Source organism: Turneriella parva DSM 21527, from assembly GCF_000266885.1.
Taxonomy (GTDB): Bacteria; Spirochaetota; Leptospiria; order Turneriellales; family Turneriellaceae; genus Turneriella; species Turneriella parva.
In genome coordinates this window covers 2,760,482-2,776,354 of record NC_018020.1, presented here as the reverse complement: position 1 = coordinate 2,776,354, position 15,873 = coordinate 2,760,482, and the positions used below count along the sequence as shown (strand labels likewise).

General features: G+C 56.8%; 19 protein-coding genes. 16 read left to right on the top strand and 3 right to left on the bottom strand.

All coding sequences use genetic code 11. The annotated features are described in order from the left end of the window. The first annotated feature begins 24 nt into the window (after window positions 1-24). From TURPA_RS13380 to TURPA_RS13305, 16 genes are all read left to right on the top strand, one after another. The gene (locus TURPA_RS13380; protein ID WP_014803838.1) at window positions 25-1,866 is read left to right on the top strand and encodes a mechanosensitive ion channel family protein; all 1,842 of its coding nucleotides are present in this window, start codon (window positions 25-27) and stop codon (window positions 1,864-1,866) included. A 70-nt stretch (window positions 1,867-1,936) separates the two neighbouring features. Beyond that, window positions 1,937-2,158: a tetratricopeptide repeat protein gene (locus TURPA_RS13375; RefSeq protein WP_014803837.1), complete on the top strand. Its 222-nt coding sequence runs from the start codon at window positions 1,937-1,939 to the stop codon at window positions 2,156-2,158. Window position 2,159: 1 nt separating this feature from the next. Continuing rightward, entirely contained in the window at window positions 2,160-2,525 is a 366-nt protein-coding gene (locus TURPA_RS13370; RefSeq protein WP_014803836.1) for a bactofilin family protein, read from the top strand. Continuing rightward, the gene (locus tag TURPA_RS13365) at window positions 2,525-3,445 is read left to right on the top strand and encodes an alpha/beta fold hydrolase (protein WP_014803835.1); all 921 of its coding nucleotides are present in this window, start codon (window positions 2,525-2,527) and stop codon (window positions 3,443-3,445) included. The genes TURPA_RS13370 and TURPA_RS13365 overlap by 1 nt, the downstream gene beginning before the upstream one ends. Beyond that, window positions 3,442-4,242: an SDR family oxidoreductase gene (locus tag TURPA_RS13360; protein ID WP_014803834.1), complete on the top strand. Its 801-nt coding sequence runs from the start codon at window positions 3,442-3,444 to the stop codon at window positions 4,240-4,242. Before TURPA_RS13365 ends, TURPA_RS13360 begins: the two co-directional genes overlap by 4 nt. A 14-nt stretch (window positions 4,243-4,256) precedes the next feature. Then, on the top strand, window positions 4,257-4,727 hold the full coding sequence (locus TURPA_RS13355) for an ankyrin repeat domain-containing protein (protein ID WP_014803833.1): 471 nt from the start codon (window positions 4,257-4,259) through the stop codon (window positions 4,725-4,727). Window positions 4,728-4,792: 65 nt separating this feature from the next. Continuing rightward, window positions 4,793-6,262 (top strand): FG-GAP repeat domain-containing protein, encoded by a 1,470-nt coding sequence (locus TURPA_RS13350; RefSeq protein WP_014803832.1) that lies wholly within the window; start codon window positions 4,793-4,795, stop codon window positions 6,260-6,262. After that, window positions 6,216-7,535: an aminotransferase class V-fold PLP-dependent enzyme gene (locus TURPA_RS13345; RefSeq protein ID WP_014803831.1), complete on the top strand. Its 1,320-nt coding sequence runs from the start codon at window positions 6,216-6,218 to the stop codon at window positions 7,533-7,535. The genes TURPA_RS13350 and TURPA_RS13345 overlap by 47 nt, the downstream gene beginning before the upstream one ends. Beyond that, on the top strand, window positions 7,532-8,299 hold the full coding sequence (locus TURPA_RS13340; protein WP_014803830.1) for an energy transducer TonB: 768 nt from the start codon (window positions 7,532-7,534) through the stop codon (window positions 8,297-8,299). The genes TURPA_RS13345 and TURPA_RS13340 overlap by 4 nt, the downstream gene beginning before the upstream one ends. A 2-nt stretch (window positions 8,300-8,301) precedes the next feature. Next, window positions 8,302-9,063 (top strand): ABC transporter ATP-binding protein, encoded by a 762-nt coding sequence (locus tag TURPA_RS13335; RefSeq protein WP_014803829.1) that lies wholly within the window; start codon window positions 8,302-8,304, stop codon window positions 9,061-9,063. Between the two features lie 5 nt (window positions 9,064-9,068). Next, window positions 9,069-10,364: a guanine deaminase gene (gene guaD, locus TURPA_RS13330; RefSeq protein ID WP_014803828.1), complete on the top strand. Its 1,296-nt coding sequence runs from the start codon at window positions 9,069-9,071 to the stop codon at window positions 10,362-10,364. A 1-nt stretch (window position 10,365) separates the two neighbouring features. Next, on the top strand, window positions 10,366-11,415 hold the full coding sequence (locus tag TURPA_RS21985; RefSeq protein WP_014803827.1) for an HhH-GPD family protein: 1,050 nt from the start codon (window positions 10,366-10,368) through the stop codon (window positions 11,413-11,415). A 123-nt stretch (window positions 11,416-11,538) separates the two neighbouring features. After that, window positions 11,539-12,639, top strand: a complete 1,101-nt coding sequence (locus tag TURPA_RS13320; protein WP_014803826.1) for a ferredoxin reductase — start codon at window positions 11,539-11,541, stop codon at window positions 12,637-12,639. A 17-nt stretch (window positions 12,640-12,656) separates the two neighbouring features. Then, on the top strand, window positions 12,657-13,826 hold the full coding sequence (locus TURPA_RS13315) for a fatty acid desaturase family protein (protein ID WP_014803825.1): 1,170 nt from the start codon (window positions 12,657-12,659) through the stop codon (window positions 13,824-13,826). 1 nt (window position 13,827) lies between these two features. Further along, window positions 13,828-14,193: a hypothetical protein gene (locus TURPA_RS13310; RefSeq protein WP_014803824.1), complete on the top strand. Its 366-nt coding sequence runs from the start codon at window positions 13,828-13,830 to the stop codon at window positions 14,191-14,193. 4 nt (window positions 14,194-14,197) lie between these two features. Then, window positions 14,198-14,695 (top strand): hypothetical protein, encoded by a 498-nt coding sequence (locus TURPA_RS13305; RefSeq protein WP_014803823.1) that lies wholly within the window; start codon window positions 14,198-14,200, stop codon window positions 14,693-14,695. On the opposite strand, the gene TURPA_RS13300 is transcribed toward TURPA_RS13305, so the two are convergent. The 3 genes from TURPA_RS13300 to TURPA_RS13290 are packed head-to-tail and all read right to left on the bottom strand — an operon-like array spanning window position 14,692 to window position 15,862. Next, window positions 14,692-15,339 (bottom strand): HAD family hydrolase, encoded by a 648-nt coding sequence (locus tag TURPA_RS13300; protein WP_014803822.1) that lies wholly within the window; start codon window positions 15,337-15,339, stop codon window positions 14,692-14,694. The genes TURPA_RS13305 and TURPA_RS13300 overlap by 4 nt on opposite strands. Next, window positions 15,336-15,674, bottom strand: a complete 339-nt coding sequence (locus tag TURPA_RS13295; RefSeq protein WP_014803821.1) for a c-type cytochrome — start codon at window positions 15,672-15,674, stop codon at window positions 15,336-15,338. Before TURPA_RS13295 ends, TURPA_RS13300 begins: the two co-directional genes overlap by 4 nt. Continuing rightward, complete coding sequence (locus tag TURPA_RS13290; protein ID WP_014803820.1) at window positions 15,671-15,862, bottom strand: hypothetical protein; 192 nt, start codon at window positions 15,860-15,862, stop codon at window positions 15,671-15,673. Before TURPA_RS13290 ends, TURPA_RS13295 begins: the two co-directional genes overlap by 4 nt. Between the last annotated feature and the right edge of the window lie 11 nt (window positions 15,863-15,873).

Here is a 15,873-nt window from a genome sequence, read left to right as displayed (position 1 = left end):
GTTGCGTTCAAGGCGTTGTGCTCAATGCGGCGGATTTTTCACTTTTTGGCGACGGTCGCCCTGATTGCGCTCTTGGGTGCCTGTCTCGAACCACGGCTGAACCGGCAAGAACATGCAGGCAAGATTGAAAAACTGAAGCTCATCGAAATGACACCCCCCGCATGGGCGCGCCACCATGCCGACATGCCGCAGTTTACCAACGAGCAACAACGCATGACGCTCGCGTGGCTTACCGACGGCAAGGTCGAGCTAAACCCTGAGCAGCAGAAAAAAGACTTTGAATACATTCATTCGCTCGACCAGTTGCTCGATTCGGGTGAAGCCGACGACAAGGCCCGCGTTCGCCTCGACGTGGCGCTTCAGCCCGGTGACATCGTCACCCCGACACAGCTCGAGGTTTTCTGGGGAAATGTGGCCCCCAAGATTATTGATTCGCTTTCACCCGACAGCAAATTTTCGGCCTGTGAAGGCAAAATTCTTACGGCGTTCGAGGCGAACCGGTATTACATTCTCGACGGCCACCACCGCTACGTGGCCTGCATGTTTCTGCGGCGTTATGCCGGGCGCGCCGAAGATTTCAAAAAGCGCATTGGCAAGTTCGAGTTCTATGAAGACCGCAAAATCTATGACCTGCTCGCCAGCGACACGCAGGCGAAGACCCGGGTATTTCCAGAGCTAAAGGTCGACGTCATCGACGGTAACCCGCAGGGCATTGCACGCGCGCTGTTTGAAATGGCGAAGCTCGGCCACGGCAGATTCGCCAAGGCCGAAGACGCGCCGGTTGGCAGCGAGCATTTTGTCTACCTGCGCAATACAATGCTCTTCGACAATTCGCTGATGCAGTGGTTGTTTTTCGCGGCTGTGGTACTTGCGTCGTTTGTCTTCAGCCGCATTCTGGTCTTTATTCTGCGCGCGAGGTTGAAGCACAGGGGTGAAAGCGATTCGCAGCGCGTCTCGGTGACCGAACTCATTGTACAAACGCTGCGCAAGTACATCTATTCAGTCGCCTTACTCGCCTTCATGAAACTCGGCCTGCCGGTTCTGACGGTACCGCAATCGGTGATCGCCGCTGTTAGCTCAGGCCTCACCGTCGCAGTCATTTGGCTCATCACGGTTTTTGCCTCGCGCCTTTTCGGCAACTTCATGCTGGGCTGGCAGGCGCGCCTGCGGGAACGCGAACACGAGGCAGAACTCGCGCATCTGTTTCCGCTGCTGATACGCGTCGGTAAACTTCTGATCTATATGCTCGGCATTCTGTTCATTCTGAACAGGGTCGGCTACAATCTCTATTCGGCGATCGCGGGTTTAAGCGTTGGCGGTTTTGCACTCGCTATGGCGGGGCGCGAGGCGGCAGGGCACATATTCTCTGGCATCTCGCTCTATCTCGACAAGGTTATTAAAGAGGGGGATTATCTGCTGCTCCCTGAACCGATCAGCACCTGGGGGCGCGTCGAGCGGGTGGGTATACGTTCGACACATATTCGCACCAAATATAACTCGATGCTGATCGTGCCCAATTCGATTCTCGCAAACACACAGGTCAATAATGTTTCAGCCGGTGGCCGCAAGCGCATGTTTCGGGGCAGCATTCTGCTCGCGCATACCACCTCGTCGGCGGCGGTGAGCGCTGCAATTGATAAGATGAAAGCCATTATCGCGGCCACCCCGCATACGCAAGACGGAGACGTGCACTTTATGCGGTTCGACGCGTTTGGTTTCTATATCCGCATACAATACTTTGTTGAGCCTTTTTTTCACTACCACGACACGGTGCATTCGATCAATACCGCAATTTTAGGGTACCTCGAGCAACAGGGCATTCGGCCGGCAGTCAACCTGCAGTCGATTGTGGATAGAGGCACCTGACGGGCCATTTTACCCGGCGGCGCAGTTTTTTTTAGGGTTTACATCCCCCCTTTTATCTCTACTAACGCCCATGCTCTCTGAACAAATGCAACAGGTTCTCGCCGCTTACAACGACGGCCTCGCCCTATACAAAAAGCGCGAGTTCAAGATGGCGGCAGAAATGTTCAAAAAAGCGCTGGCGATCAAAAAAGACGACGGCCCCTCACAAGTTTACCTCGAACGCTGTGAACATTTTATCGAAGAACCGCCTCCCGCCGATTGGGATGGCGTGTATGTCATGAAGACGAAATAAAATGGCAGCAAAAGAATCACGCCGGCGTGGCGAGGCAACCGTATTTGCATCGGGCAGCGCCTTTAAGGGAAATCTGCAGTTCGCGCGCCCGTTAAAAATTCAGGGAAAATACGAGGGCGAAATCAAGGGCACCGACGCACTCGAAATCGGGCCGCAGGCAAAAATTCAGGCGCATATTGAGGCGACGCATGTCGTCGTGTTCGGGCATGTGACGGGTAACGTCGTTGCGACTGAAAAGGTCGAACTGCGCCAGGGTGCGACGCTGATAGGCAACATTCGCGCGCCGAAGCTCGAGATCGACGACGGTGTCATTTTCGAAGGTCAGTGCGAGATGAAACAGAACGCGCAGCTTGAAAAAGCGAGCTGATGCAACAAATCACACTCACCGCCAACGGTCTTTCTCACCCAGCGCTGAAAATGGGCGAAGGCAAACGCCTCGCGCTGCTGCTGCACGGGTTTCCCGATTCGCCGCGCACCTGGTCGCGCCTGATGCCGAGACTCGCGGCTCAGGGTTATACATGCATCGCGCCCTACATGCGCGGTTACTCACAGCTGAACACACCACCTGAATTGCTGACCGACAGCTCGGCGACGATACAGATCGCCGACCTCGCAGCAGACGCGGCGGCGCTGGTCGAGGCTGCCGGTTTTCAAGATGCGCTGCTCATCGGGCACGATTGGGGGGCGATCACGGCTTATGCGGCGGCAAATCTCGCTCCCGACCGATTTCATACGCTCGTGACGCTGAGTGTGCCCCACCTCGGCACGTTTCTGGGCAACCTGTGGAAGCACCCGCGCCAAACCGTGCAGAGTTGGTATATTCTCTTTTTTCAGCTGCGCTTTGGCATACCCGAGCGGCGCGTGCTGCAGGGTCACCTCAGATTCATCGACGAACTTTGGCAGAAATGGTCGCCAGATTTAGCATCTGACAACGAAGCGCTCGCGGCCGCAAAAGAAATTCTTGCCGACGAACAACTGCTGCACAACGCACTCGCCTATTACCGGGGAATGCTCACCCCATCCATCGACGAATTTGCCCGGTATAACGAGAGCAGAGAACTATCGTTTGCGAAAATTCAACAACCGACGCTGACGCTGACCGGCAGCCACGATGGATGCATTATGCCCGAAATGTTTGAAGGCATGCACATGTCGGTAGCGGCAGAGTTTACTTTACGCATTCTGCCGCTTGCAGGGCACTTTCTGACTCTCGAAAGCGACGAACGCATCGCGGCAGAAATTGTGAAATTTACCGAAAGCCTGCACACCATGGAGAAAGCGATATGAAAGATATTTCAGGTAAGGTTGTGATCGTGAGCGGCGCAGCCGGCGGCATTGGCCAAGAACTCGTCAGCCGATTGAGCAGCGCCGGAGCCATTGTGGTCGCAACCGATGTCGATGAAATTGCCCTGCAAAAGGTCAGCGCGATGACACGCGTTCAGGCAGTTGCCGCCGATGTGCGCAAGAACGAAGATTGGGAGAACGTCTTTCACCGGGCGGCCGCGCTGGGCCCCGTCTACGCGCTCATCAACGCAGTCGGCGTGCTGAAACCTGGCTACGTCGACGCTGTGACGCCGAAAGAAATCGATTTTCATATCGACATAAACGTCAAAGGTGTAATGCTCGGCTCGGCGATCGCAGCACGCGAATTCAAACGCGCCGGCACAGGCCACATCATTAATATTGCATCGCTCGCGGGTGTCGCGCCGATACCGGGCATCTCGCTCTACAGCGCATCTAAATTTGCCGTGCGCGGCTTCACGCTCGCGCTCGCCGCAGAACTGAAAGAGTTTGGGGTCTTTGTCACCGTCGTCTGCCCCGATGCAGTCAAGACCCCGATGCTCGACCTGCAAAAAGACTACCCAGAAGCAGCGCTGACTTTTTCGGGCAATACGCCGCTCACCGCGGGCGACGTGGCGGGTGCAATTTTCGAAACTCTGGGCACCGATACGCCCGAGGTGACGCTGCCCTTCTGGCGCGCAATTTTCGCAAAGACCGCGAGCGCACTGCCGGGGCTCGCGCCCATGCTGATCGACACGCTGCGCCGGGCAGGCCTTGAGAATCAGGCCAAATACCAGAAATAAATAGAGAGGTTCTCATGCTTTTCAGAAAGATTCTAACCCTTGCAGCGGTTCTTGCCTTCGCAGCGACCGCGTGTTCATCTTCGCAGAAAAAAACCTTTGCGACACCTGCTGCAGAGCTTGTCGATGCTGCAGAACGCGGCGACGAAAAGCGCCTGCAAGAGCTCAGGTCGCAGGGTGTGAACATCAATCAAAAGAATGAGAACGGCTATACCGCGCTTATGGCTGCAGCTGAACGCGGTCAGCTGAACGCAGTCGCGCAGCTCATTGCGGCGCAGGCAGACGTGAATACGACCAATAAATTCACATGGAACGCGCTGATGCTCGCCTCAGTCAATGGCCACACAGAGGTAGCCCGCGCACTCGTGGCTGCGGGTGCGAACGTAAAATATATTACCGCGAATGGCGAAACGGCGCTTTTGCTGGCTGAACGCGGCAAACATGCAGAGCTGGCACAGCTGCTGCGCAGCGCAGGGGCGCGCAAGTAATCAGGCTGGCTGACCTCACCCGCCGCGCACCGGCGCTGCTGTTTCTGGTCGTTGGCGCGACTTTAATGTGCGCACGGGCACGCTTTTCAGAGTTTCGCCAAGAAAAACTCAATGTCGATCGCGCAGCGTTGCGAACCGGGCGCGCGGCGGCAGAGACGCACTGCGGGCAATGCCACCTGGTGCCACTACCCGAATCGATGTCGCAGCCCAACGCTGCATATATGCTGGCCTATATGGGGCTCTTTCTCGGCATCGATGCTTCGAGGCAACTCGACGATGCCGAAAAGGCGCATTTCAGGCAGCGTTATGAGCTGCTGAAGTCGCAGAAGCAGATTGCTTCTTCGGCGCAGGTCACGCCGCAGACCTGGCAGGCGCTGCGCGGCTATTATCTGGGTCTTGCGCGTTATCCTTTTGTTTCGGGTGAAAAGGCATTGCCGCTTGAACAGGCGCCGGTTGAATTTGCCGATCAGGGTGTGACGCTCGTCAAGGTGCTTCAGGGCGGCGGCATCGCCGTGGGCGGGGGCATTTCGGGAACACTCTTCGTGCTCGGCAATGACCTCACGATCAAAGCCAGAATATTGCTCGATTCGCCGCCCGTTCACCTCGAAGAGCGTACGGGCAAATGGTATGTGCTGACTCTCGGCAGCCTTTTGGGGGCACTCGGCGCAGAAAGCCGTTCGTCGCTCTACCGCATCGACCCCGCCACTTTTTCGGCCACGCGCCTTGTCACAGGCCTGCCGCGCGCTGCGCATTTTCTGATTGGCATGACAAATGCTGATGCGGTTCCCGATTTTATCGTTGCGGGTTTTGGCAGCGTCACCGGCGGCGGGCTCGTGCTGGTCGAGAGCGCCGGCAATAGCTACCAGCATAAGGTGCTGAGCCGCCACGATTCGTTCGTCAGGCTTGCGAAGATTTCTGAACGCGATCAACGTATTGAGTTTTTCGCGCTTACCGCGGGCGCGCGCGAAGAGCTGCTGTATATTCAACTCGAAACCGGCCAGGCACGCGAACGCGTGCTCGAGGCTTACCCCCCGCACCTCGGTTCTGTCGGCCTCGAATTATCAGACGTCGACGGCGACGGTAGAGATGAGCTGCTCGTGCTGAGCGGTGACAACGCCGACTCGGGCCCATACAATGAGGCAAAACCTGATCAGGGTTTGCGCATCTACACGCACGATAACGGGCAGCAGCTTAGGCAAGTACACTTTGAATCACTGCCTGGCGCGCTGACGATGTCTGTCGACAAATATGAGGATAAACAGCGTATCGTTGTGGCACGCTATTACTCCGACCCGCTGGCCAAACAAGACCTGACCGTGCTCACACTGAGAGCCCCCTTGAAATTCGAGCGCAGCCACTTTACACTGCAATCGCGCCCGACCGTGCTCGCGCTGCTGAAATCAGATTCGACCCCCGGGTATCTTCTCGGCAGCGGCAATTTTCCGATACTCGCGCTGCAAGACGAAAAGCCCGTGAGCCGTTCATTCAATGGCCCTGTTCTCTCGGTCGTCAGGCCGAAACTGGGCAATCGCTGAAAAATTCATTATACTGTTCGTGTACATGAGTCACTCTCTCAGGGATAGTTTCCCGTTCTTTCAGGCAAACCCGGGCCTTGTCTACCTCGACTCAGCGGCGACCGCGCTGAAACCCCTGCCGGTCTTGCAGGCCCTGCAAGAATACAACACCAACCAGTCGGTCAACATACATCGCGGTGTCTACCGGCTGTCGCAGCTTGCGACCGACACGGTCGAAAGCGTGCGCGCCAAGACCGCGCGCTATTTGTCTGATGCCCCCGACGCACTCGCGGTTTTTGTTAAAGGCACCACCGAAGGTTTCAATTTGCTGGCGCATGCGCTCACCTCGCCCGAATCAAAGCTGGCCGATTTTTTCCCGGCTTATCGATCAGACAAACCGCCGGCAATTCTGCTCAGCGAAAGCGAGCACCATGCGAACATTGTTCCGTGGCAGGTCGCGGCGAAGCGCAGCGGTTACAAGCTGCTCTACCTCAGGGCCGATGCCGATGGGTGTCTTGCGAGCCAGAGCGCCGAAGTCGCCGGGCTTTTCGATTCTTACGCAATCCGCATCGTTTCGCTGAGTCTGCAGTCGAATGTCACCGGTATCGTGCACGACCTGTCGGCGGTGCGTGAACTGGCCTCTCAACATGGCTCGGCGTTCATTGTCGACGCGGCGCAGGCGGCGGTGCATGTGCCGGCAAAAATCAAGGCAGTGCAGCCTGATTTTACCGTTTTTTCGGGGCATAAGCTCTTCTCAGCAACCGGTGTCGGCGCGGTTGTAGGGCGTAAGCCGGTGCTCGATGCGTGCGCCGTTTACCAGACCGGCGGCGGTATGATTGCACTCGTGGAACACGAAGCCTCGACGTATCTTGAGGCGCCGGCGCGCTTCGAGGCAGGCACGCAGCCAATCGCCGAAATATACGCCCTGGGAGCCGCGATCGATTTTGTCGCTCAGCACGCGCGAGAAATTCACGACACCGATGAGCGACTGCGCACTTACGCCGATGAGAAGCTAAAGACGCTGGGTGTTCGTGTATTCGGCATGAGCGCCGGCACTGCCCGTTCGCCCATCTATTCTTTTGAAGTCGCCGGGGTGCACGCGCACGACACCGGCACGCTGCTCGACGAGCAAGATATCTGTATTCGCGCCGGCCACCACTGTTGCCAGTTGCTCATGCGGTCTCTCGGGGTCGCGGCGACGGCGCGCGCGTCGTTCTCTGTCTACAATACCGAAGACGATGTTGACAGGCTCATCAGCGGAATTGAATATGTTAAGAAGATATTCCGCAAGTGACACAGGCCTACCCCCCAATTCTGCATCCCGAACGGAGAGCCTTTGCGCTCTCGCTGGCGTTGCACGCCCTGCTCTTTTTGCTGATTGCCCTGTTTGCTGATCTGCGCTTTAACGAGACGCTCAGCGTCAAGATCGTCACCGACGCGCCGCAGCGGCTGCAAGAAGTAATCGAAGACGAACCGCAAGAAGAATTAACGCGCCCGTCGCGCACCTCAGGCAAAAAGGCCACCAAAAGAAAAGACGCCGCCGGTTCAACCGGCAGTAAACGCAAGGGCAAGACGACGAGCCAAAGCGATACGCATACGCTCGCAGACCCCTGGTCGCAGTACGAACAAAAGATGCACTCGCGCGCAGGTCGCGGCAACGAAGCAGGTTCGAATGCGCGTACCGAAGCGACCAAATGGGGCACCGAAAAGACCGGACGCAGCGATAAACGGGGCGAATCAGAAAATGTAGTGATACCCAAGGGCGACAGCAGCGCAGCAACCCGGTGGCGTAAGGGTGCTGCACGCCGCCTCATCTCGATGCCCGCGATCGAATACCCTGAGAGCGTGCGCAAGAAATCGGGCCAGGGTAAGGTAGAACTTCTGCTTGAGGTTGATGCGCAGGGCCGCGTCGAAAGTGTCGAAATTCTGAAATCGTCGGGCATCACGCGGCTCGACATCAGCGCACGCAATGCGTATCGCAACGCGATTTTTTCGCCGTCGCCGTCGGGCGAAACGGCGACGGGCGTGATTGTTGTTACCTTTAAAATGCGGGATTAACCATGCAAACGAATGCCGTGTCGGTCAACAACCTCTCGCTCACCATTGATGGCAAACCCATTCTGCGCAATATCAGCTTTGACCTAAAACCCGGCGAGACTTTAGTGCTCATGGGCAAAAATGGCTCGGGCAAAACGATGCTGCTGAAAACATTGGTCGGCCTCTTCAGACCGCAGAGCGGCAGCGCCGAAATTCTCGGCAAGAATGTACACCGTCTTGCGCACAGCGAGCTCGATGAACTCAGGCGCAGTATCGGCTATGTGTTTCAGAAATCGGGCCTCTTTGACTCGTTACACGTGTGGCAGAACGTCGTGTTTGCCCTGCGCCGTTTTTCAGACCTGGACGACGATGCGCTGCGCGCGAAGGCTACCGAATGCCTCAACCGCGCGGGGCTCAAAGACGTCGAAGACAAGTTTCCCTCAGAGCTTTCAGGCGGCATGCAAAAACGTGCCGGTATTGCGCGCGCGATTGCGATGGACCCGCAGATTCTGCTGTTCGACGACCCGACAGCAGGTCTCGACCCGGTTCTGACTGATGCGATCGCCGAACTCATCAAAGGTATTCAGCGAAACCTTGGCAGCGCGGCGATTGTCGTTGCGCACGACTTCAATCTTGCGTATAAACTCGCCGACAAGATCGGCCTCGTGGTGTCGGGAGCGCTGCACGGTATTCTCAGCCGGGATGAATTCAGACAAACCAGCGAGCCCTATTTTGAACAGTTTCGCGAAGGTAAGCTCACGGGGCCGATTCCCGTGATCGAATAGCGACGATGCAAAAGAAACGCGGAATCATCTCGGCATTTATCAATCCGCAAGCTGACGGCTCGCTTGCATTCGTCGAGCGCGGTTGCCTGCTTTACGACGAACACGGCAAGATAGAATACTTTGGCGCTGTGCCTTCGGCAGACACGATGACGGGTTATGAAGTTCTGCTGCGCGAGCGACATGTCACGCTGCCGGGTTTTATTGATCTGCACACGCATTTGCCGCAATATGAATTTGCCGGTCAGGGCGCTGAGGCGCTTTTGCCTTGGTTAAACCGGTATACTTTTCCGCAAGAGGCGCGCTTCAGCGATGAACGCGTGGCCGAACTGCAGAGCCTAAACTTTTTTCAGACCTCGATCATGCACGGCACGACCACGACCGTCGCTTACCTCTCGTCTCACGCGCGGGCGGCGGAGATAGCGTTCACCGAAGCCAGTCGAGTCGGTATTCGGGCCTATCTCGGCCTCACGCTGATGGACCGCAATGTGCCCGCGGCGCTTATCACAACGCCCGCAGATGCAGAACGGGATATGCTGCGCCTGATTGAGAGGTGGCACAAGCGGGGACTCAATGAATTTGTCGTCACGCCGCGCTTTGCAATCAGCTGCAGCGCAGATTTGCTGGCGCTCTGCGGGCGTATCAGCCAGGCACACGACACTTTTCTGCAAACGCACATCAGCGAAAATCACGATGAAGTCGCTGAGACAGCGAAACTTTTTCCCGAGGCGGAGAGTTATGCGGGCGTTTACGATCGGTATGGCTGCCTGCACGCCAAAACGCTGCTCGGGCATGGCATTCATTTGAGCGATAACGAGCGGCAATTGATAAAAGACCGGCAGAGCGTGGTTGTGCACTGCCCGGTATCGAACAACTTTCTGGGCAGCGGCATTCTGCCCTACCAGAAGTTTCGCGGTGAGCAGCTGCGCCTGGGCCTCGGTACCGACGTGGCTGCAGGCTATTCGTTGTCGATGTTGCACGAGGCAAAGGCAATGACTGAGATGGCAAAACTCAGGGCACACTTCGACCATGCGGCCTGCGAGCTATCGGTTACCGACGCCGTTTACCAGGCAACACTCGGCAATGCAGCCGCACTCTCGCGGGCGCATGATTTGGGCAGCTTCGAGGTCGGCAAATCGGCCGATTTCTGCGTTATCGACGACAGGCGCTGCGACACACTGCAAGACGAAGAAAAAAACCACTATGCCAGCCTGCCTGAGCGCCTGAACCGCATCGTCTACCGCGGCCATAGCAGCATGGTCGAATCGACCGTGATTGCCGGCAGTGTCGTCTACTCGCGGTGACATGAAACCCCTTCTCGACCGTCTGGGCAAGTGGTACGAAAAAGAAAAACACGCGTACGAATTCAGAAAAAACAGAACCCCTTACCGCACCTGGATCACCGAAATTTTTCTGCAGCAGACGCAGATAGCCGCGGGCAAAGACAAACTGAAATTCTTTCTGAAGCGGTTTCCCGGGGTAACTGAGCTCGCGCGCGGGCCCGAAAGCGATGTGCTCGCTGCGTTTCGCGGCATGGGTTATTATTCGCGCGCGCGTAACATGTTCAAAGCAGCGGGTTACATTGCCGCGAACCATCAGGGCATTATGCCCGTTGCATATGCCGAACTTTTGAAAGTGCCCGGCATCGGCCACTATACAGCCGCAATCATCGCATCGATTCACAACAACGAAGCGATTCTGGCGAATGATGCCAACCATGCGCGCGTGCTCTCGCGTCTTTACGAATTACCGCATGAGGCCAGCACGCCCGCGTTTCGTGACGCAGCCGCACGCGCAGCGGCGCCCCTTTTCGCCGGCAAGATGCCTGCCGGTGATGTCAATGAGGCGCTGATGCAATGGGGGCAGACAATCTGCAAAAAACGCCCGCGCTGCGAGCTCTGCTTCGCAGTCGACCTCTGCGCCGCCCACAAGAGCGGCAATGTAACAGCATACCCAGTAAAGAAAGAACGCGAGCAGGCGCTCGACGTGCTGTGGATCATGCAGGTTCACCGCAAGGGTGATAAATACCAGGTCGTGGCGAGCGGTCGCAACTTTCCGTTTCTCAGAGGTGAACTGTTGTTTCCGGGCTTTCTAGCGCTGCCGCCTGAGATGCAAGAGAGATCCTCACCGGAAAAAATGTCTGCCGCTACGCGCCAGAAGCTCATGCGCCTCGCGCACCCGCTGCCGGTCGATTTTCGCCACGCAATCACGCGCTACCGCATAGCCGTGAAACTGATTTACGTGAAAGAGGGCGTCGCAGGGGGCGAATACCTGACGCTCAGCAGCCTCGCGGCCCGCTGCCATTCGAGCCTGATGCAGAAAGCCCTCAGGCGCCTGGATAAACTGGAGTTCTGAAAGTTTTGTTTCGTGACTCTGCAGCAAACCGCAGGTTTCCGCAGAGCCCCTAAGTCGACACAAACGTCAACTTTGAGTTTACAAACTAACGCCGTTAGATATAGAGTCCGCCCGAGGCGCACCATGCAAAATCGAAACCCTGTGCAACGAATTCTGGCGAAGTTCACGAACCTCTTCACCTACCCGCTCACGAGCTCGCACTATACCGAACTCATGAACCCGTTGTGGTCAGATAACGCGATCAGGGCGCGGGTTGAAAAATTCTGGGACGAAACCAAAGATGCGCGCACGATCACGCTGAAGCCCGGGTCGGCGTGGCGCAGCGGCCGTGCGGGACAGCACGTGCGCATTGGCCTCGCGCTGGGCGGCAGAGAATACCACCGCACCTACAGCATTTCGTCGCCGCCCGAACGCGAAGACGGCTGTTTTACAATTACCGTGAAAATTCTCGAAGGCGGCAGACTGTCGCGCCATCTTGTACGCAATCTGAAGGTCGGCGACTATGTTACTGTCGGTCTGCCGCAGGGAAATTTTCATTTGCCCGATGCCGGAGCGATGAAGCTACTGTTCATTACCGCCGGCAGTGGCGTCACGCCGGTTCGCAGCATGCTGCACTCGATGCTCGAGCTCGAGCGCCGACTTGACACGGTGCATATTCACTACGCGCCGCATGAGTACGACGCGATCTTTGGCAACGAACTTCAGGCTCTTCAGCAGCGCTTCACCGAGTACAGGTATGTTCCCATTTACACGCGTAAGCTCGGCAACGCAGCCCGCAAAAAATTTCACTTCAGCGCCGGGCAGCTCGCGAAACTCTGCCCCGACTGGCGTGACCGCGATGTTTATGCCTGCGGCCCGCAAGACCTGCTCGCTGCCGTCAAGACCCATTACGGCAAGATGAAACGCTCTGGTCAACTGCACATTGAAGAATTTCGTGCCCCGCTCGCAGCCGTGCCCAAATCGGCGCGCGGCGGCACCGTGAAGTTTTCGCAGAGCAATATCGAAGCCAAGGCCGATGCTGCCACGAGCCTTTTGCGCGTCGCAGAAGATGCAGGGCTCAACCCGCCGCATGGCTGCCGCATGGGCATCTGCCACACCTGCGACACCACGCTCGTATCGGGATGCGTGCGCGACCTGCGCGACGGTAAACTCATCAGCGAACCCGGCGCGAAAGTGCAGACCTGCGTCATGGCGGCGCATGGCAAATGCGAAATTCATCAATAACAACAAGGAGCCAACGTATGAAAACCAAAAGAAACTTTCTGCACCTGAAACCGCACGAGGTTGAAGAATTCGGCCGCGAGATGGATGCAATACGCGATGAAGTTTTTGCCGACCGCGGCGAACGCGACCGGCGCTATATCGTGAAACTGATCAAGACGCAGCGTTCGCTCGATCTCGCAGGTCGCCTCATCATGTACCTTTCGCTTGTATTCGTTCCGCTGTGGCAATTTTCTTTCGCGAGCTGGGGCGCCGCAATTACCCTGCTTCTTCTGGGCGCGGCAACCCTGGGGCTCGGTAAGATACTCGAAAACATGGAAATCGCGCACAATGTGCTGCACGGCCAGTGGGATTGGATGAAAGACCCCAATATACAATCAAACACCTGGGAATGGGACACCATGAGCCCCTCTGACCGCTGGATGCACTCGCACAACGTCGTGCACCACACATGGACAAACGTCATCGGTAAAGACCTCGATGTCGGTTATGGCATCATCCGCGTGACTGCCGACCAGCCATGGGGTGTACGCTACATATTGCAGCCTGTCTATGCGTTCTTGCTGATGGTGCTTTTCGAAGAAGGTGTTGCGCTGCACGAGCAAAGCCTGATCGATGTGCTCGAAAAGGGTAAGCCTGTACGTGAGATCATACCGCAACTGAAGCACATCGGGCAAAAGGCGTTTAAGCAAATCGTAAAAGATTATATCATGTGGCCGTCTGTCGCCGCACTCGCGGCCTGGGCTCTCGGCGCCAACGCGCTGATCGCGTTTTTGCTCGTCGCCGGTGCGAACGCGCTCGCGAACGTAATTCGCAACATCTGGGCCTTCATAATCATTTTCTGCGGGCACTTTCCCTCGGGCGTGGCGTACTTTCCGAAAGAGCAGCTCGAGGGCGAAACCAAAGCCGAATGGTACCTAAGGCAGCTGCATGGGTCGGCGAACATCGGCGGGGGCAAACTCTTTCACATTCTTTCGGGCAATCTTTCGCACCAGATTGAACACCATCTGTTTCCCGATATGTGCAGCAACCGCTACCCTGAGGTAGCCCCGCGCGTGCGCGCGCTCGCCGCGCGTTATGGGCTCAGCTACAATACGGGTTCGCTCGCAAGACAATTCGGCTCTACCGTCTGGAAAATTGTACGTCTGTCGATGCCGGGCGGTAAGTCGCAGACCATTGCGAGCGCCTGAAATGACGAATACAGTGCTATCGGTATTGGCCGCTCTTTTCGCCATCTCTACGGGGCTCGCGCTGCACTATTATCTGAGCCTGAAAAAGTCACTGCGTCTGGCCGAATCTGAGCTTGATGAGCTGGCGAAAATCATGGGTAAAAGACCAGACCAGCGGGCCGATTCAGCAGAGCCCTATATCCGCATGATTGTCGAGGTCAAAAACCCGATCGCGCTCGCACACCGCGAGTCGCCGGTGTCGAAGCTCGCTTCGGGCACGGCCCCCAATCTGGTGATCAAGAAGGTCTATGAGCAGGTCGTCGCACAGACGAAAGAGCAGCTGCGCGAGAAAAACGTTGAGGCTGAAGTGAGCATCGTCGTTCTGTAACACCATGAGCGAAACGGAGCTTTCACTGATCGCAGTCTGCATCGCCCTTACAGGCATCGGCATGACCTTTTTTGCCATTTTGGGCCTTCGCCAATCAGAGCAAAGATTGCGCGCGGTTCGCCTTCAGGCTCTTGCATTGCGCCTGCAGCTGCAAACGCGCGAACTCAATAAGACGCTGATTGCCGAAAATGCTAAACTCGTCGCGCGGGGCATTGACCAGGGTTCGCTCTTTATCGAAACGGGACACCGCGTCGTTTCAGAGGTGACCTTTGGCCTGCTGCGGCTTTTTCCCGCGACACGTGGCCGGGCGCAGCAGATAAAAGAAACGCACAACGCCATCAGCCAGGGCATCTACGGGGCGTTTCGCGAAATCAACCGCCATGTCGGTGGCTCAATCGCCGAGGGCATCAAGAATTCGAAAGCACCCGGCAAGAAGTTAAGCGCAGGCCTCAGCGAAAAACGCCGCAACCGAAAAGCCAGAAAGACACGAAGCCAGAGCTAGTTGAACACGGCGGGCCATGCGGTGAGGTCGGCGATTACCTCGTCGGCTTCGCTGAGCTCGTCTGCTGAATACGCTCCCGTTGCGACCGCGACGCATCTCGCGCCGGCCGCGCGCGCGCACGCAATATCATTTGGAGTATCACCGATAATCGTGATTTCGACGTGTTCGCCGAATTTAGCGCTGATTTGCTCACGGGCATAAATACCCAGATCGGTACGAACCGCATGGTCGTCGCCGTAAAATCCAAAACCGAAGTTCTGCCAAAGACCCGCGAGCTTCAGTTCGCTGCCTCGGCGCGTGTTGCCGGTAAGGAGCCCGATGTGTATTCCACTTTGCGAGGCAAATTGCCGCACAAGCTTTTCGGCTCCCGGCAATACGAGTGCGGGTTTCTCGGCGAGATTTTTCCCGAGATAGTCATGGTATAAATTTGCGAGCGCGCTGATAGTCGTCTCGTCGTGCGGCAGCCCCTTTTCACTCAGCGCGCGGCGAAAAAGCCCCGCATCTGTCATGCCCGCAAAATCGCGCGTCTGCCACGCAAGCTCGTATTGCAGAATTTCACTGACAGCGCGCCGAAACGCCTTGCCGCCCATTCCCTGCGCCGAAACCAGAGTGCCGTCGATGTCGAAAAGATAGACGTGTTTCACAAACTTTCGATGTGCCGCACGAGTGCCGCGATTTCAGCGTCAGTCAAATGGCCCTTGAAAGGCCGCATTTCAGTTCCCTTGCCCTCGGCGATCGTTCTGGCGATACCCGCGCGCATCTTGTCGCCGCCGAAGAAGAAACCCATCTTCATGCCAAACGTACCAAATTTTCGCATTCCCTTATCGGCCCACTCAGCCGGTGGCTTACCGTCGACGCCATGGCAAAACGAACAGGCCGCCAGCCAGATTTCGGCGGCGCGTGCGTCGTCTTTCGTCTTTACCTGTGCTGAAGTGCAACTAAGCAACAGAACGAAAGGCATTGCGAGAAGGTATTTCATGTTTTTTTTCCTTTGAGTAGCGCATCGAGCTTTTCAGCCCATTCGGCTAGCATTTCACGCGCTTTGCGAAACTCGTCGGGGTTCTCGGCTTCGGCCCGCTTGTCGAGCTCGGCCCAGGCATCGACGATCGAGGCAGCGAGGTGGTCTTCAGGCGGTTTTGGGCCGGGATTTTCTTCGGTTTCAGGCATCGAATGTCAGG

Coding starts and splice junctions, on each gene's coding strand:
- TURPA_RS13380 (WP_014803838.1), top strand. CDS start 25: ATGCGGCGGATTTTTCACTTTTTGGCGACGGTCGCCCTGATTGCGCTC.
- TURPA_RS13375 (WP_014803837.1), top strand. CDS start 1,937: ATGCTCTCTGAACAAATGCAACAGGTTCTCGCCGCTTACAACGACGGC.
- TURPA_RS13370 (WP_014803836.1), top strand. CDS start 2,160: ATGGCAGCAAAAGAATCACGCCGGCGTGGCGAGGCAACCGTATTTGCA.
- TURPA_RS13365 (WP_014803835.1), top strand. CDS start 2,525: ATGCAACAAATCACACTCACCGCCAACGGTCTTTCTCACCCAGCGCTG.
- TURPA_RS13360 (WP_014803834.1), top strand. CDS start 3,442: ATGAAAGATATTTCAGGTAAGGTTGTGATCGTGAGCGGCGCAGCCGGC.
- TURPA_RS13355 (WP_014803833.1), top strand. CDS start 4,257: ATGCTTTTCAGAAAGATTCTAACCCTTGCAGCGGTTCTTGCCTTCGCA.
- TURPA_RS13350 (WP_014803832.1), top strand. CDS start 4,793: ATGTGCGCACGGGCACGCTTTTCAGAGTTTCGCCAAGAAAAACTCAAT.
- TURPA_RS13345 (WP_014803831.1), top strand. CDS start 6,216: ATGGCCCTGTTCTCTCGGTCGTCAGGCCGAAACTGGGCAATCGCTGAA.
- TURPA_RS13335 (WP_014803829.1), top strand. CDS start 8,302: ATGCAAACGAATGCCGTGTCGGTCAACAACCTCTCGCTCACCATTGAT.
- guaD (WP_014803828.1), top strand. CDS start 9,069: ATGCAAAAGAAACGCGGAATCATCTCGGCATTTATCAATCCGCAAGCT.
- TURPA_RS21985 (WP_014803827.1), top strand. CDS start 10,366: ATGAAACCCCTTCTCGACCGTCTGGGCAAGTGGTACGAAAAAGAAAAA.
- TURPA_RS13320 (WP_014803826.1), top strand. CDS start 11,539: ATGCAAAATCGAAACCCTGTGCAACGAATTCTGGCGAAGTTCACGAAC.
- TURPA_RS13315 (WP_014803825.1), top strand. CDS start 12,657: ATGAAAACCAAAAGAAACTTTCTGCACCTGAAACCGCACGAGGTTGAA.
- TURPA_RS13310 (WP_014803824.1), top strand. CDS start 13,828: ATGACGAATACAGTGCTATCGGTATTGGCCGCTCTTTTCGCCATCTCT.
- TURPA_RS13305 (WP_014803823.1), top strand. CDS start 14,198: ATGAGCGAAACGGAGCTTTCACTGATCGCAGTCTGCATCGCCCTTACA.
- TURPA_RS13295 (WP_014803821.1), bottom strand. CDS start 15,674: ATGAAATACCTTCTCGCAATGCCTTTCGTTCTGTTGCTTAGTTGCACT.
- TURPA_RS13290 (WP_014803820.1), bottom strand. CDS start 15,862: ATGCCTGAAACCGAAGAAAATCCCGGCCCAAAACCGCCTGAAGACCAC.